This is a genomic window from Luteimonas notoginsengisoli (assembly GCF_042648885.1).
Lineage (GTDB): Bacteria > Pseudomonadota > Gammaproteobacteria > Xanthomonadales > Xanthomonadaceae > Luteimonas > Luteimonas notoginsengisoli.
Genome location: NZ_JBHRYF010000001.1, coordinates 238030 through 253264, shown reverse-complemented (window position 1 = coordinate 253264; position 15235 = coordinate 238030). Strand labels below are relative to the sequence as shown.

Here is a 15235-nt window from a genome sequence, read left to right as displayed (position 1 = left end):
CATCAGCGCACCTTCAACGTCGCGAGGCCGACCAGCACCAGCACCACCGAGATGATCCAGAAGCGCACGATGACGCGCGGCTCCGGCCAGCCCTTGAGTTCGAAGTGGTGGTGGATCGGCGCCATCCGGAACACGCGCTTGCCGGTGAGCTTGAACGACGCCACCTGGATCATCACCGACAGCGTTTCGACCACGAACACGCCGCCCATGATCACCAGCACCAGCTCCTGGCGCACGATCACGGCGATGGTGCCGAGCACCGCGCCCAGCGCCAGCGCGCCGATGTCGCCCATGAACACCATGGCCGGATAGGTGTTGAACCACAGGAAACCGAGTCCAGCGCCGGCGATCGCCGCGCAGATGATCACCAGTTCACCCGCCCCGGGAATCTGCGGGATCTGCAGGTAGGTCGAGAACACCGCGTTCCCCGACGCGTAGGCGAACACGCCCAGCGCGCAGGCCACCAGCACCGTGGGCATGATCGCCAGGCCGTCGAGGCCATCGGTGAGGTTGACCGCGTTGGAGAAGCCGACGATCCAGAAGTAGGCGACCACGACGAAGAACACGCCCAGCGGGATCGCGACCTGCTTGAGCAGCGGCACGAAGAACGTGGTGGCGGCCGGCACCGTCGGGTCGGCGGTGAAGTACAGGAACAGCCCGGCCGCCAGGCCGAACAGCGACTGCAGCAGGTATTTCCAGCGCGACTTGAGCCCGTTGGGGTCGCGGCGCACGATCTTGATCCAGTCGTCGTACCAGCCGATCGCGCCAAACGCGAGCATCACTACCAGGACCAGCCACACGTAGCGGTTGCGCAGGTCGCCCCACAGCAGCACCGAGGCCAGCACCGTGGTCAGGATCAGCGCGCCGCCCATGGTCGGCGTGCCGGCCTTGGAGAAGTGCGTCTGGGGGCCGTCCTGGCGGATCGGCTGGCCGCCCTTGTACTGCGCCAGCTTGCGGATCATCGCCGGCCCCCACCACAACGACAGCGCCAGCGCGGTCAGCGCGCTGAGGATGCCGCGGAAGGTGAGATAGGCGAACAGTCCGAACAGGTCGTCGAGCTGCTGCAGCCAGCGTGTAAGTTCAAGCAGCATGCGCGGCTTCCACGTTCGTGAGCAGCGCCGTCACGACGCGATCCATCGCGCTGCCGCGCGATCCCTTGACCAGCACCTGAAGCCGCGCTGCGTGTGCGGTAGCGGCTTCAGCCGCGACCTTTTCGTCCCTGGACGCAATGCTCGGAGCCGCGAACACGGCGATGTCGGCGCGCAGCGCGTCGGCGAGCACGGCGTGCGAGTCGAACACCCGGCCGCCTTCGCCGAACGCCGTCGCGGCCGCGGCACTCAGCGCGCCCAGGGCGTACAGCCGCGCGATGCCCGCTTCCTTCGCACGGCGCCCCGCCTGCTCGTGCAGCGACTGCGCGTCGGCGCCCAGCTCGCGCATGTCGCCCAATACCAGCCAGGCTTCGCCGGCGGCGGCCGCCAGGGTGTCGACCGCGGCGTTGAGCGAACCGGGGTTGGCGTTGTAGCTGTCGTCGACCAGCAGCACGTCGCCCGGCAGGCGGTGCCGCACCAGCCGACCGGCCACCGGCTGCGCGTCGCGCAGTCCGGCGACGATGTCTTCCAGGCCGACGCCGCAGGCCAGCGCCAGCGATGCGGCGGCCAGCGCATTGGCGACGCTGTGGCGACCGGGCATCGGCACCATCGCCTCGCGCTCGCCTTCCGGCGCGGTCAGCACGAACCGCATGCCGTCCTCGGCGAAGCGCAGGTCGCGCGCGCTGACGTCGGCCTGCGCGTCCAGGCCGAAGCGCAGCAGGCGCCGTCCGTGCGCGCGCTCGGCGAAGTACGGTGCAAACGCATCGTCGGCGTTGATCACCGCTACGCCATCGGCGGGCAGCGCGTCGTAGATCGCGGCCTTGGTGTCAGCCACGCCGAGCAGGCTGCCCATGCGCTCCAGGTGCGCGGGGGCGACGTTGTTGACCAGCGCCACGTCCGGCCGCGCCACCGCGGTGAGGTAGGCGATGTCGCCCGGCTTGCCGGCGCCCATCTCATAGACCGCGAAGTCGGCATCGTCCGGCGCGTCGATCACCGCCAGCGGCAGGCCGATCTCGTTGTTGCGGTTGCCCGGGTTCGCATAGGCCTTGCCGGCGCGCTGCAGGATCGACAGCAGCAGCGTCTTGACGCTGGTCTTGCCGTTGCTGCCGGTGACTGCGACGACCTTGCCGGTGCGCGCGTGCTGCATCGCCGCGGCAAGCGAGGCGAGTGCGCGCTGGGTGTCGGCGACCAGCACCTGCGGCAGCGGGGAGTCGACCAGGCGGGACACCAGCGCGGCACGCACGCCGAGTTCGCCGGCATGGGCCACGTGGTCGTGGCCGTCGAAACGCTCGCCCTTCAATGCGACGAACAGCGCCGAGCGGCCGTCACCGGGCGCGATCGCCCGCGTGTCGGTCACGACCGTGTCGATCGGCATGTCGCCGCCCTGCAGGTGGCCGCCGGACCACTGGGCGATGCGCGCGAGCGGAAGCGGGTTCATGCCCTGCCCTCCAGCAGTTCGCGCGCGACCTGGCGGTCGTCGAACGGGTGCTTCACCCCGGCCACTTCCTGGTAGGATTCGTGGCCCTTGCCGGCGATGAGCACGATGTCGTCCGCGCCGGCTTCGCCGATCGCCCGGGCGATGGCCCTGCGGCGATCGCGTTCGACCACGACCGCCTGAGGATCGGAGAACCCGGCGACGATGTCGGCCACGATCGCGTCGCCGTCCTCGCCGCGCGGGTTGTCGTCGGTGACGATCACCAGGTCCGCTCCGGCCTCGGCGATCGCCGCCATCTGCGGGCGCTTGCCGCGGTCCCGCTCGCCGCCGCAGCCGAACACGCAGATCAGCCGGCCGCGCAGGTGGCCGCGCAGCGACGCCAGCGCCTGCTGCAGCGGATCGGGCTTGTGCGAGTAATCGACCACCACCAGCGGCAGTTCGCGGCCATCGGCGGCCGGGTGGCCGCCGAGCCGGTTCATGCGGCCGGGAATCGGCTGCAGCTGCGACAGCACGCTGGCGATCGCGTCGGCTGCCACGTCCTGGAACGACAGCACGCCGGCCACGACCAGCAGGTTGGCGACATTGAAGCTGCCCAGCAGCGCGGATCGCACCTGCACGCGCGTCTCGTCGATCACCAGGTCGAAGGCGATGCCGGACGCATCGAGCGCCAGCCGTTCGGCGCGCACCCGCGCGGCCGTATCGCCGCGCGCGCTGGTGCCGATCTTCTGCACGCCCTCGGGGATGCGTTCGAACAGCGCGCGCCCGAAGGCGTCGTCCAGGTTGACCACGGCGGCGCGCAAGCCCCCGCGCGAGAACAGACGCTCCTTGGCCGCGCCGTAGGTTTCCATGTCGCCGTGGTAGTCGAGGTGGTCGCGGGTGAGGTTGGTGAACACCGCCACGTCGTAATGCACTGCGTCCACGCGACCCTGGTCGAGCGCATGAGAACTGACTTCCATCGCCACCGACGCCGCGCCGGCCTCGCGCAGGTCCGCCAGCAGCGCATGCATCTGCAGCACCAGCGGAGTGGTGAAACCGGTCGCTACCGCCTCGCCGTAAAGCCCCGCGCCGAGTGTGCCGATGGTGCCGCTGCGGGTGCCGAGCAGCGTCCACGCCTGCGCCAGCAACTGCACGGTGGACGTCTTGCCGCTGGTGCCGGTGACGCCGACCATCGCCATCGCGCGCGAGGGCTGGCCGTGGAAAGTGTCCGCCATCGCCCCCATGCGCGCACGCAGGCCGGGCACGGCGATCGCGTCGTCCGGCGGCGCCGGCACGTCGCCCGGCACCGGCGGTTCGAACAGGATCGCGCCGGCGTTGGCCGCGCGCGCCTGTTCGACGAAATGCAGGCCATGGGTGCCGAACCCGCCGATCGCGACGAACGCGTCGCCCGGCGCGATCGCGCGGCTGTCGAGCACCAGCCCGGTGATCGCCAGCGTCGGCGGCACCGCGGCCACGTCGGGCAGCAGTTCGGACAGCAGCATGGCGCGGGTCATCGGGCGCCTCCCAGCGGCGCCGCCGGGATCGGTGAAGGCAAGGCGCTCGCTGCAGCCCGGCCGCCTGTCGCCCGCGGTGCCGCCCCGGCTTCCGCCGCAGGTGCGCCCGCTGCGTTGCCGGATCCCGAACCGAGACTGCCGATTCCCTGCTTCTTCTGTGCCTTGGCCTGCGCCGCCAGCCAGGTTTCGATGTCGTCCGGCGGCACGTCCATCAGCCGCAGCGAGCCTTCCATGACGTTGTGGAACACCGGGCCGGCAACGCGGCCGCCGTAGTAGCCGCGGCGGCTGGGATCGGGATCCATCACCACCACCGCCATCGAAAAGCGCGGGTTGTCGACCGGCACCACGCCAGCGAAGAATGCAGCGTAGCGGCGCGAATAGCCGCCGCCGCTGGCGATGCGCGCGGTGCCGGTCTTGCCGGCGACGTGGTAGCCCAGGATCGCGGCGTCCTTGGCGGTGCCACCGGGCTCGGTCACCGTCTGCATCATCTTCATCACTTCGTGCGCGATCTTCGGATCGAGTACCTGGCGCGTTTCCTGCGGCTGGCCCTTGACGAAGGTCGGCTCGATCATCCTGCCGCCGTTGGCGAGCGCGGCATAGGCGTGGGCGATCTGCAGCGGCGTGACCGAAATGCCGTAGCCGTACGACATCGTCTGCTTGGTGGTGCCGCTCCAGCGCGACGGGGGCGGGAACAGGCCCGCGGCTTCGCCGGGGAATCCGCTTTCGGTGCTCTGCCCGTAGCCGAACCTGCGCAGGAACTCGTAGAAGTCCTGGTCGTCGAGCTTGGCCACGATCTTCGACACGCCCACGTTCGAGCTCTTGGTGATCACGCCGGTGACGGTGAGCACGCCGTGGTTGCTGGTGTCCGTGGTGCGGTAGCGGCCGTTGGGCATCCAGCCCGGGTTGGTGTCGATCAGCGTGCCGGGCGTCACCACGCCGGCTTCCAGCGCCGCGGCCACGGTCAGCGGCTTCATCGTCGAACCCGGCTCGATCAGGTCGGTCACGGCACGGTTGCGATGCGATTCGCGCTGGCCGGATTCGACCGCGTTGGGATTGAACGAAGGCAGGTTCGCCATCGCCAGCACCTCGCCGGTGCTGATGTCGAGCACCACCGCCGACGCGCTGCTGGCGCCGCTCTCGAGCAGCGCGTGCTTGAGTTCGCGGTAGGTCAGGTACTGGATGCGGCGGTCGATGCTGAGGGTGAGGTCCTTGCCCGGTTCGGCGGCGCGCACCAGGTCCACGTTCTCGACGATGCGCCCGCGGCGGTCGCGGATCACCTTCTCCGCGCCGGGCTTGCCGCGCAGCCAGTCGTCGAAGGCCAGCTCGACGCCTTCCTGTCCCTCGTCATCGATGTTGGTGAACCCGAGGATGTGCGCCATCGCCTCGCCCTGCGGGTAGAAACGGCGGTATTCGCGCTGCGAGAACACGCCCGGGATGTTGAGCGCGAGGATCCTGCGCGCGGCGCCGGGGCTGATCCGGCGGTGGCGCGGGATGTACATGAACTCCTTGTCCGCGCGCTGCGACACGTAGCGCGTCAGGTAGTCCAATGGGAGGTCGGTGGCCTCGGCCAGTTGCGGCAGGCGGTCTGGATACTTGCTCAGCTCCTGCGGGTTGGCCCACAGCGATGCGACCGGGGTCGAGACCGCGAGCGGTTCGCCGTTGCGGTCGGTGATCATGCCGCGCGAGGTCGGGATCGGGATCTCGCGCAGGATCCGTGCGTCGGCCTTCTGCTGATAGAAGGCGTTGTCGACCAGCTGCAGGTCGACCGCCCGCACCAGCAGCGCCACCGCGCACGCCGCCAGCGTGCCGACCACGAGCTTCAGCCGGCCGCGCAGGTTGAACTGCGCGCGGTTGCGCCGCGAGGGCCGCGGTTCGTGATCGGCGGCGCGTGCTCTGAAGAGCCCGAGCAAGCGGACCAGCGCGCTTTCGCGCTTGCCCGATTCCCGGCTGCCAGCGGTCGAACGGCCAGACTTCCCGATGCCCGATTCCCGGTTTCTCATGGCCTGATCACCACGATGTCCGCGGTTTCGGGGAACTTCATCCCGAGCCGGTTGCGCGCGATCTGGTCGATGCGATTGGCCTCGGCCCAGGTCGCCTGCTCGAGCTGCAGGCGGCCGAAGTCGATGTTGAGTTCGTCGCGCGCGTGCTCCAGACGGGTGAGCTGCACGAACAGCTGCCGGTGCTGGTGGCGCGCGTTGACCACACCGATCGCGGTGACGATGTTGGCCAGCACCAGGACGGCGACGATGATGCGGGTCATCGGGTGCCTCCTGCGCAGGCTGCCGGGTTCTCACCCAGCTTCTCAGCCACCCGCAGCACCGCGCTGCGCGCGCGGGGGTTGCCGGCCAGTTCCGTGGAATCGGCCTTCCGGGCGTCGCCGATCGCGCGCAGCGTCGGCACGAAGTCTTCCGCCGCCGGCAGGCGGCGATTGCCCGCGGGCGCCTTCGCGTGCCTGGCGATGAAGCGCTTGACGATGCGGTCTTCCAGCGAATGGAAGCTGATCACCGCCAGCCGCCCGCCCGGCCTGAGCGCGGCGTGGGCGGCATCGAGGCCCGCTTCGAGATCCGACAGTTCGCGGTTGACGTGGATGCGGATTGCCTGGAACGAACGCGTCGCCGGATGGATCTCCTTCTGCCCCGGCTTGCCACGCGGCATCACCGAGGCGACCAGCTCGGCCAGCTGCGCGGTACGGGTGATCGGCTGCTCGGCGCGGCGCGCGACGATCGTGCGGGCGATGCGGCGGCTCATGCGCTCCTCGCCGTAGTTCCACAGCACGTCGGCGATCTCGGCTTCGCCGGCGCGAGCCAGCCACTGCGCCGCGCTTTCGCCGCTGTCGGGGTCCATGCGCATGTCGAGCGGGCCGTCCTTTCCGAAACTGAAACCGCGCCCGGCAACGTCGAGCTGCGGCGAAGACACGCCCAGGTCCAGGAGCACGCCGTCCAGGCCGTGCTGCGCCGTGCTCCAGTGCGCGAGGTCGGTGAAGCTGCCGCGATGGATCGCCACGCGCGGGTCGGCGCCAAACTCGTGTTCGGCAACCGCGATCGCTTCGGGATCCTTGTCCATCAGCAGCAGCCGGCCTCCGGTGCCCAGGCGTTGCAGCACGCCACGCGCATGTCCGCCCCGCCCGAACGTGCCATCGAGATAGATTCCGTCTTCCAGGATCCGCAGCCCTTCCATGACCTGCGCGTACATCACCGGCAAATGCCGCACAGGAAGGTGGGCGGACCGGGCGTCCGCGCCACCGCCCGTCACAACTGCAAATCGAGCAGCTCTTCACCCAGATCGGCATCGCCCAGCGTCTGCCTGATCTGCGCGAGATGCGCCTGCTCGCTCCACAACTCGAACTTGTCGCCCATGCCCACCAGCACGGCCTTTTTCTCGATGCCGATCGCGTTGCGCTGGCTGGCCGGGATGCTGATGCGGCCATTACCGTCGGGTTCGGCGAAGGTCGCCGCGCCGACCAGCTTCAGCTGCAGCAGGCGGCTGTTTTTCTTGGTCCGCGGCAGCTTGTTGACCTGGTCGCGCACGCCTTCCCAGACCGGCTGCGGGTAGACGTACAGGCAACCGGACTCGAAGGGGTTGTAGGTAATGACCAGGCGGTTGCCGCATTCGCGCGCGACGACATCACGGTAGCCGGTCGGGATCGCCAGCCGGCCCTTGTCGTCGATCGTGATGGCAGTCTCACCCTGAAACACAACAACCCTGGCCCGTCATGTCCGTCTTCGGCGGACTTCAGCGCGCGAAAACCACTAATTTCCCGGTTTCCCCACGAGTCGCCACCTTAGGGTCGCCCCACAGGGTTGTCAACAGGCCAAACGCGCTTTTTCGCCAATGCCGTCAATGACTTGCGCGACACTTGAGAGACTTGTTCAAGCTTTATCCACAAGCGGCTGATTCGTCTCAAATTTTGAGATTTGGGCGTTTCGTCTCAATCTGAACGAGGTCTCGACATTGCTGAAGGAAGCAAAGTCCGGATCGTCGCAGGCGATGATCAAGTGCGCATTGTCCTGTCTTCAGACCTAACCGGGCGTTCATCGCCGGATTGTCGCGAATTCAGGGGTCGAGGGGCGCCGCCCAGATTCCGGATTCTCGTAGGAGCGGCTTCAGCCGCGAGCTTTTTGCCGGGAACCGTCTGTACGAGTTGAGTTGCGGCATAGAACGGCAGCGACAGGAAGCTTGGTGACCGCGACAGGCGGAGCCAGATCTGCGATTAGCCAATGGAACTGCCGCGATGCCGTGCCCATCGACCTCAGCAGGAGCCACTGGCGCGCTTCACCCACACGCTGTTGCACAGGCGAGGCGGCCGGAGACACGTTCCGGCTCAAGCCGCTACTGCACTTACCGGGCCTAACGGACTCACGGTCATCTGAGGAAAGTGGCGGAGCCGGCCGATAAGCCGGGTCCTGTCTTGGACAGTCATTCCTCTAGGCGCAGCGTCGCCGCTACGCTCAAGCAGCCTACCCGGACCCGACGCGGGCCACGTCATGAGGTCCCTATTTGGCCTTGCTCCCGGTGGGGTTTGCCGTGCCGGCCTGTTGCCAGGCTCGCGGTGCGCTCTTACCGCACCATTTCACCCTTGCCACACCTCCTGCCTCCGCCTTTCGGCGGTCCGGGAACACTTGGCCGGACATTCGTCCGGCAAGTGCCCCGGAGCGGCAGGAGCGTTCGGCGGTATCTTTCTGTTGCACTTTCCGTCGGCTCGCGCCGCCCAGGCGTTACCTGGCACCGTGCCCTGTGGAGCCCGGACTTTCCTCGGCATTCTTTCGAATGACGCGACTGTCTGGCCGACTCCGCCACGGCCATTGTCTCACGACACCCCTCTCACACGGCGAACCTTGGCCGCCCAGGTCTCTACTGGACGCGTCGCGGCCCGGCGGCGACGCGGCGACGCTGTTGGCTGTGGCTGTGGCTGTGGCTGTGGCTGTGGCTGTGGCTGTGGCTGTGGCTGTGGCTGTGGCTGTGGCTGTGGCTGTGGCTGTGGCTGTGGCTGTGGCTTGGCTGTTGCTGTCAGATCTGATCTTGACCTTCGGGGCCCCTCCGCAGCGGCGGAGCCGGCGGGCAAAACCCGCAGGGCGCCGCACAGGGATGTGCTTTCTTTGCGCCAGGTTTCTTTGCACAAGCAAAGAAAGGTGGCTCGCGCCGTCACGGCGCGAAAGCCCTTGATCTTGCTGCCCCTGCCGCTATTGCTGCAGCCCTCCTGGAAAAGAGCAGAAACAGTTGCTGCGCTCGCGCCTCGATGTCCCCGGGCACCTCACTCCGCCCCCGCCCCGCGCAGCGCGCAGAGGCATCCAGGCGTGCGCGAGCCAAATCGCTCGCAAGCAGCACGCCTTCACCTCGGCACGTGAGGAGAAACGCTGAGCGATCAGCCTCCCACACCCGGGAGAAAAGACTTCGTCGGCGGTGAAAAGCCGGCCCTAGGACCCGTACAGCGCCTTCCGCGGCGCCCCCGTGATCTCCGCCGCCAGCTTCGCCGCGGTCGACGGCGGCAGGTGCTCGCCGAGCTTCGCGTACACCCGCCGACCCTCGGCAACGCGCGCATCGGCATCCTCGCCGGCGCCGTGCACCAGCAGCACGAACTCGCCCTTGCGCTGATTGGCGTCGGCCGCCACGCGTGCGTGCAGTTCGGCCAGCGTGCCATCGAGCACCGTCTCGAACAGCTTGGTCAGCTCGCGCGCCACCACGGCCTGGCGTTCGCCGCCGAAGGCGGCCACGCAGTCGGCCAGCGTGTCCTCGATGCGATGCGAGGATTCATAGAAAAGCAGCGTGCGCGGCTCGCCGACCAGCGCGTCCAGGCGTGCGCGGCGCGCCCCCGCCTTGGCCGGCAGGAAGCCCTCGAACACGAACCGGTCGCTGGGCAGCCCGGCCACGCTCAGCGCAGTCACCAGCGCGCTGGCGCCCGGCACGGGGCTGACGCGCACACCGGCGGCCCGCGCCGCGCGCACCAGGCGGAAACCGGGGTCGCTGACCAGCGGCGTTCCGGCGTCCGACACCAGCGCCAGCGATTCACCAGCCAGCAGCCGCGCCACCAGCCGGCCGGCCACCTCGTCCTCGTTGTGTTCGTGCAGCGCGACCAGCGACTGCTCGATGCCGAAATGCGCCAGCAGCTGGCGGGTGTGCCGGGTGTCCTCGGCGCAGATCGCCGCCACTGCGCGCAGCGTTTCCAGCGCGCGCGGCGACAGGTCGGCGAGGTTGCCGATCGGCGTGGCGACGACGTGCAGCGTGCCGCTGACCCCGCGGGCGGCGCGATCGCCTGCCTGGGCATGATCCTGGGTGGACATCTCTCTCCTTGGCTGCGGCGCTGCGAGCGGCCTACGGTATCGGGACCAACGCGGCTCCGGGCTGCCTGCCCCGGCGACCTGCACGGAACGGTAGAATCCTAGCCGTTCTCGCTTCCAGGCCGGCATATGCGTCATTCATCGAAACGGATCTTCGCCATCGCGCTGCTTGCCGCGTTGGCCGCCGGCTGCTCCACGGTGCAGGTTGCGCCGACCGCGCCAAAGCCCGAGGCCCCGGAAGACACCAGCCAGCGCAACGCACACTGGCAGTTCGACGCCGGCACCCGCCCGCCCGCCGAACGCGATGGCTATCGGCCGCCGACGAAGCTGGCGGTGCTGCTGCCGCTGGGCGGCGACCTGGCCACCGCCGCGGCCTCGGTGCGCGACGGCCTGCTCGCCGGCTACTACGGCGAGCGCCGCAGCCGGCCCGAGATCCGCTTCTACGACACCGCCAACAGCAGCGGCGGCGCCATCGCTGCGTACCACCGCGCGGTTGCCGACGGCGCCGACCAGGTGCTCGGGCCGCTGGGGCGCGACAGCGTGGACGCGGTGTTCCGCAACGTGCAGCCGGGCGTGCCGGTGCTGGCGCTCAACCGCGGCACGGTCGCGCCGCCTGCCAACAGCGCGAGCTTTTCGCTGGCGCCGGAAGACGAGGGCAGCAGCGCGGCGGATTACCTGGCATCGCTGAACGTGAAGAATGTCCTCGTGCTGAGCTCGGGTGACGACTACGCGCGGCGCAGCACCGAAGCGTTCGGCAAACAGCTGGTGACCCACGGCGGCGCGATGCAGGTCATGGCAGTGGTGGGCGAAAAGCCCGACGTGTTGCCATTGCTCCAGTCCAGGGCAAACGGGCCCGGCGTCGATGCGATCTTCATCGCGCTGCGCGGCAGCCAGGCGCGCGCGATCGCGCCGCAGCTCGCCGCCGCGGGGCTGGCCGGCAAGCCGCGCGTAGCGACTTCGCAACTGCTGTCGGGCACCGGCAAGGCGGAAGAAGACCGCGTCCTCGACGGCATCAAGTTCCCCGCCGAGCGCTGGGGGCTGGTGCAGGTCAATGGCCTGCCGAATGCCGCCGAAACGCAGAAGACGCTGCCCACCGCGCACGGCCCGGCGGCGAAGCTGTTCGCGTTCGGCTTCGATGCCTGGCTGCTGACCGCCTACCTCGAACACCTTGCGCTGACCCCAGACGGCAGCGTGCAGGGCGCGACCGGCGTGCTGCGCGTAGGCCCCGAGGGCAACGTGCTGCGCACGCCGCTGTGGTCCACCTTCAGCAACGGCTACGTCGTGTCGCTGGGCAGCGGCGGTTGACCGACACCCGCGCGCGCGGGGCCGTAATCGAGGCCGCGGCGCGCGACTTCCTGCTGAGCCAGGGACTGGACGCGATCGCGGCCAACGCCAACTACCGCTTCGGCGAACTCGACCTGGTCATGCTCGACCGCGACGTCGTGGTGTTCGTGGAGGTGCGCTATCGCCGCAACGCGAGCTTCGGCGGCGGCGCGGCGTCGGTCGATGCAGGCAAGCGCCGCAAGCTGGTGAAGGCGGCGCAGGCCTTCCTCGTCGCGCACCGCCGCTTCGCCGACGCGCCCTGTCGTTTCGACGTGGTCGATGCCAGCGGCGACCCCGCTTCGCCGGCGTTCGTCTGGCTGCGCGACGCGTTCCGCGCCGACGATTGAGCGGTCCCGTGCGCGGCCCCGGCGATTCCACGTCGTGAACCCCGAATCTTGGAACCGCGCCGGCGATCGCGACGCCGCAGCCCCTCTACAATGACGACCGTGGACACCTCCCTTCCCGCATCCCTCGACGCCACGTTGCGCGCGCGATTGGGCGATGGCTGGCAGGTGGCCGGCGACCTGCGCCGCTACGGCGAAGACAGTTCGAAGCGCTGGGCGATGCCGTCGGCCATCGCGCTGCCGGACTGCGTCGAGGACGTGGTGGCGATTGTCGACGCGTGTCGCGAGCATCGGATCCCGATCGTCGCCCGCGGCGCGGGCACCAGCAGCACCGGCGCGGCGATCCCGTATTCGGGCGGCGTGGTGGTGTCGTTCGAACGCATGGCGCGCATCCTCGAGGTCCGCCCCGACGACCGGCAGGCGGTGGTCGAGCCCGGCGTGCTCAACGGCGACCTGCAGCGCGCACTTTCGCCGCATCGCCTGTTCTGGCCGCCCGACCCGGCGAGCGCCGACCAGTGCACGGTCGGCGGCAACCTCGCCTGCAACGCCGGCGGCCCGCACGCGGTGAAGTACGGCGCGACGCGCGACAACGTGCTGGGGCTGGTTGCCGTGACCGGCCGCGGCGAAGTCATCCGCGTCGGCAGCAACACCACCAAGAACGCCACCGGCTACGACCTGACGCGCCTGCTGGTCGGCAGCGAGGGCACGCTGGCGCTGATCGTCGAGGCGACGTTGAAACTTGCGCCCGTGCCGGCGCAGCGCGCCGGCCTGCGCGCGTCGTACGTCGACGTCGCCAGCGCCGGCGCCGCCGTGGCGCGGATCATGGCGCAGCCGGAAACCCCGGCGATGATCGAATTCATGGACGCGGCCTGCGTCCGGCTGGTGCGCGAAGTGGGGGGCGCCGACATCCCCGATGCCGGGGCGCTGCTGATGATCGAGGCGGACGGCGATCGCGAGACCTTGCCGCACGTGGTCGCCGCCCTCGAACGCGCGGCGCGCGGGGCCGGCCTGCTCGATCTCGCCGCGGCCACCGACCCGGCCGCGAACGCAGCGCTGTGGGCAGCGCGCAAGGCGCTGTCTCCCGCTCTGCGCACGATCGCCGCGGGCAAGATCAACGAGGACGTCGTGGTGCCGGTGTCGCGCATCCCCGCGCTGGTCGCCGGCATCGAAGCGCTGGCCCGCGAGTTCGACCTGCCGATCGTTGCGTTCGGCCACGCCGGCAACGGCAACCTGCACGCCAACATCCTGTTCGACCCCGACGATGCCGCGCAGTCGGCGCGCGCGAATGCAGCGCTGCCGCGGCTGTTCGCGCTGACGCTGTCGCTGGGCGGCACGCTGTCGGGCGAGCACGGCATCGGGGTGGCCAAGCGCGATTTCATGGACCGGGCCTTCGACGCCCCGACGCTGGCGGCGATGCGTGCGGTCAAGGCCGCCTTCGATCCCGACGGCATCCTCAATCCCGGGAAGGTGTTGCCGCCGTGAGCGGTGCGCTGGACGGACTGCTGCGCGAGCTCCGCGCATGTCGCGCCTGCGCGGCATCGCTGCCGCTGGGACCGCGTCCGGTGCTGCAGGCCGCACCCGGTGCGCGCATCCTGATCGCATCGCAGGCGCCCGGTGCGCGCGTGCATGCGTCCGGCATTCCGTGGAGCGACGCCAGCGGCATGCGCCTGCGCGAGTGGATGCAGGTCGACGACGCCACGTTCTACGATCCGCGGTGCGTGGCCATCGTGCCGATGGGATTCTGCTATCCCGGCAAGGCGGGTTCCGGAGACGCCCCGCCCCGTCCCGAGTGCCGGGCGACCTGGCATCCGCGCTTGCTGCCGCTGCTTCCCGACGTGCAGCTGACGCTGCTGGTAGGCCAGTACGCGCAGGCGTATTTCCTCGGCCCACGGCGACAGGACAGCCTTACGGCAACGATGCGCGCGTGGCGCAGCTACATGCCGACCATCCTGCCGCTACCCCACCCGAGCCCGCGCAACGTGCGCTGGTTCAAGGACAATCCGTGGTTCGAGGGCGAGGTGCTGCCGACGTTGCGCGCCCGGGTTCAAGCGGTGCTCGCGCAAGCATCCATGCCCATGCAGGAATGAAAGGGGAATACCGGGTCCGCGGGGGCGGCTTCGGCCGCGAGCTATTTTTTCCGGGTGACGAGGTGGGGAGCTCGCGGCTGAAGCCGCCCCCTACATCGGCTCGAAATGATCGAAGCCGCGGCGTGGCGATCGCCACGGATTGCCCTCTTCGTCGACCACGGACACCGCCTCGCCGGCCACGATTCGACCGACTCGCGTCATCGCGACGCCGGCCCCGGTCGCCGCAATGTCGTCGCGGCGTTCGCGCGCGGCCGTGAAGCACAGCTCGTAATCGTCTCCGCCGCTGCACTGCAGGGCGCGATGCTGTCCCTGGTCGAAGGCAGCGGCGAGCGCCGGCGATAGCGGCAGCATGCCGACTGCGATCTCGGCGCCGACACGACTGGCCGAACACACGTGATCCAGGTCGGCGAGCAGGCCGTCGGACACGTCGATCGCCGCGTGGGCAAGACCTGCCAGCGCAAGCCCGGACTCCACGCGAGGCTCGGGCCGGTCCAGCCGCTCGCGCAGCGCAGGGTCGCGATCGCCACCGGCGCGCCACTGCGCCAGTGCGCCCGCGGCATCGCCGAGCGTACCGGTCACCCAGACGTCGTCACCGATACGCGCGCCGTCGCGCCGCAGCGACCGACCCGGCTCGACCAGACCATGTGCGGTCACGCAGACCGACAGCGGCCCGCGCGTCGTGTCGCCGCCCACCAGAGCGACGCCGTGGCGCGCGGCCAGCGCGAGAAAACCGTCGAGGAAACCTTCGAGCCAGCGCGAGTCCGAAGCGGGCAACGACAGCGACAGCGTGCACCACGCCGGTCGCGCGCCCATCGCGGCGAGGTCGGACAGATTCACCGCCAGCACCTTCCAGCCGATGTCGGCTGGCAGGGAATCTTCCGGAAAATGCACGCCGGCATTGAGGGTATCCATTGCCACGACCAGCTGCCGGTCCGCGGGCACGGAAAGGATCGCGGCATCGTCGCCGATGCCGAGCACCACGTCGTCGCGCGCGGCGGCGCGGCGGGCGATGGCATCGATCAGGGCGAACTCGGTGGGCATGCGTTTCAGGCCGCTCCCTGCGGGATCCACAACAGCGCGGCCACCGGTAACGTCCAAGCCAGGGTGTCCGCGCGCGGGCCGCACGAGCGCGACGGCAGCATCAGCGGGGGATGGGCGGCACCGGGCATCGACTCGCGCTGCGTGCATTCGCG

At 69.7% G+C, this 15235-nt stretch carries 13 protein-coding genes and 1 other RNA gene; 4 read left to right on the top strand and 10 right to left on the bottom strand.

Annotated elements, in window-relative coordinates; all coding sequences use genetic code 11:
* Positions 1-2: 2 nt before the first annotated feature.
* The 9 genes from mraY to rsmI all read right to left on the bottom strand — a co-directional run bounded on the left by mraY (position 3) and on the right by rsmI (position 10291).
* Positions 3-1091 carry a phospho-N-acetylmuramoyl-pentapeptide-transferase gene (gene mraY, locus ACFOM9_RS01115; RefSeq protein ID WP_386705382.1) on the bottom strand — a complete coding sequence of 363 codons (1089 nt, stop codon included), beginning with the start codon at positions 1089-1091 and terminating at the stop codon, positions 3-5.
* Positions 1081-2526: a UDP-N-acetylmuramoyl-tripeptide--D-alanyl-D-alanine ligase gene (locus ACFOM9_RS01110; protein WP_386705381.1), complete on the bottom strand. Its 1446-nt coding sequence runs from the start codon at positions 2524-2526 to the stop codon at positions 1081-1083. Before ACFOM9_RS01110 ends, mraY begins: the two co-directional genes overlap by 11 nt.
* Positions 2523-4013 (bottom strand): UDP-N-acetylmuramoyl-L-alanyl-D-glutamate--2,6-diaminopimelate ligase, encoded by a 1491-nt coding sequence (locus tag ACFOM9_RS01105; protein ID WP_386705380.1) that lies wholly within the window; start codon positions 4011-4013, stop codon positions 2523-2525. The genes ACFOM9_RS01110 and ACFOM9_RS01105 overlap by 4 nt, the downstream gene beginning before the upstream one ends.
* On the bottom strand, positions 4010-6013 hold the full coding sequence (locus tag ACFOM9_RS01100; RefSeq protein WP_386705378.1) for a peptidoglycan D,D-transpeptidase FtsI family protein: 2004 nt from the start codon (positions 6011-6013) through the stop codon (positions 4010-4012). The genes ACFOM9_RS01105 and ACFOM9_RS01100 overlap by 4 nt, the downstream gene beginning before the upstream one ends.
* Positions 6010-6273, bottom strand: coding sequence for a cell division protein FtsL (gene ftsL, locus ACFOM9_RS01095; RefSeq protein ID WP_386705376.1), 264 nt, complete (start codon positions 6271-6273; stop codon positions 6010-6012). The genes ACFOM9_RS01100 and ftsL overlap by 4 nt, the downstream gene beginning before the upstream one ends.
* On the bottom strand, positions 6270-7205 hold the full coding sequence (rsmH, locus tag ACFOM9_RS01090; RefSeq protein ID WP_386705375.1) for a 16S rRNA (cytosine(1402)-N(4))-methyltransferase RsmH: 936 nt from the start codon (positions 7203-7205) through the stop codon (positions 6270-6272). Before rsmH ends, ftsL begins: the two co-directional genes overlap by 4 nt.
* A 56-nt stretch (positions 7206-7261) precedes the next feature.
* Positions 7262-7708, bottom strand: a complete 447-nt coding sequence (gene mraZ / locus ACFOM9_RS01085) for a division/cell wall cluster transcriptional repressor MraZ (RefSeq protein WP_386705374.1) — start codon at positions 7706-7708, stop codon at positions 7262-7264.
* A gap of 681 nt (positions 7709-8389) precedes the next feature.
* Positions 8390-8805, bottom strand: an RNA gene (gene rnpB / locus ACFOM9_RS01080) — RNase P RNA component class A.
* Positions 8806-9427: 622 nt separating this feature from the next.
* Positions 9428-10291, bottom strand: coding sequence for a 16S rRNA (cytidine(1402)-2'-O)-methyltransferase (rsmI, locus tag ACFOM9_RS01075; RefSeq protein ID WP_386705373.1), 864 nt, complete (start codon positions 10289-10291; stop codon positions 9428-9430).
* A gap of 126 nt (positions 10292-10417) precedes the next feature.
* Between rsmI and ACFOM9_RS01070 the strand changes: the two genes are divergently transcribed.
* The 4 genes from ACFOM9_RS01070 (at position 10418) to ACFOM9_RS01055 (ending at position 14042) form a co-directional block, all read left to right on the top strand.
* Positions 10418-11593 (top strand): penicillin-binding protein activator, encoded by a 1176-nt coding sequence (locus ACFOM9_RS01070; protein ID WP_386705372.1) that lies wholly within the window; start codon positions 10418-10420, stop codon positions 11591-11593.
* Positions 11590-11958, top strand: a complete 369-nt coding sequence (locus tag ACFOM9_RS01065; RefSeq protein ID WP_386705371.1) for a YraN family protein — start codon at positions 11590-11592, stop codon at positions 11956-11958. The genes ACFOM9_RS01070 and ACFOM9_RS01065 overlap by 4 nt, the downstream gene beginning before the upstream one ends.
* 90 nt (positions 11959-12048) lie before the next feature.
* Positions 12049-13437 (top strand): FAD-binding oxidoreductase, encoded by a 1389-nt coding sequence (locus ACFOM9_RS01060; protein ID WP_386705370.1) that lies wholly within the window; start codon positions 12049-12051, stop codon positions 13435-13437.
* The gene (locus ACFOM9_RS01055; RefSeq protein WP_386705369.1) at positions 13434-14042 is read left to right on the top strand and encodes a uracil-DNA glycosylase family protein; all 609 of its coding nucleotides are present in this window, start codon (positions 13434-13436) and stop codon (positions 14040-14042) included. Before ACFOM9_RS01060 ends, ACFOM9_RS01055 begins: the two co-directional genes overlap by 4 nt.
* 90 nt (positions 14043-14132) lie before the next feature.
* On the opposite strand, the gene thiL is transcribed toward ACFOM9_RS01055, so the two are convergent.
* On the bottom strand, positions 14133-15083 hold the full coding sequence (gene thiL, locus ACFOM9_RS01050; RefSeq protein WP_386705368.1) for a thiamine-phosphate kinase: 951 nt from the start codon (positions 15081-15083) through the stop codon (positions 14133-14135).
* Positions 15084-15235: the final 152 nt, after the last annotated feature.

Coding starts and splice junctions, on each gene's coding strand:
- mraY (WP_386705382.1), bottom strand. CDS start 1,091: ATGCTGCTTGAACTTACACGCTGGCTGCAGCAGCTCGACGACCTGTTC.
- ACFOM9_RS01110 (WP_386705381.1), bottom strand. CDS start 2,526: ATGAACCCGCTTCCGCTCGCGCGCATCGCCCAGTGGTCCGGCGGCCAC.
- ACFOM9_RS01105 (WP_386705380.1), bottom strand. CDS start 4,013: ATGACCCGCGCCATGCTGCTGTCCGAACTGCTGCCCGACGTGGCCGCG.
- ACFOM9_RS01100 (WP_386705378.1), bottom strand. CDS start 6,013: ATGAGAAACCGGGAATCGGGCATCGGGAAGTCTGGCCGTTCGACCGCT.
- ftsL (WP_386705376.1), bottom strand. CDS start 6,273: ATGACCCGCATCATCGTCGCCGTCCTGGTGCTGGCCAACATCGTCACC.
- rsmH (WP_386705375.1), bottom strand. CDS start 7,205: ATGTACGCGCAGGTCATGGAAGGGCTGCGGATCCTGGAAGACGGAATC.
- rsmI (WP_386705373.1), bottom strand. CDS start 10,291: ATGTCCACCCAGGATCATGCCCAGGCAGGCGATCGCGCCGCCCGCGGG.
- ACFOM9_RS01070 (WP_386705372.1), top strand. CDS start 10,418: ATGCGTCATTCATCGAAACGGATCTTCGCCATCGCGCTGCTTGCCGCG.
- ACFOM9_RS01060 (WP_386705370.1), top strand. CDS start 12,049: ATGACGACCGTGGACACCTCCCTTCCCGCATCCCTCGACGCCACGTTG.
- thiL (WP_386705368.1), bottom strand. CDS start 15,083: ATGCCCACCGAGTTCGCCCTGATCGATGCCATCGCCCGCCGCGCCGCC.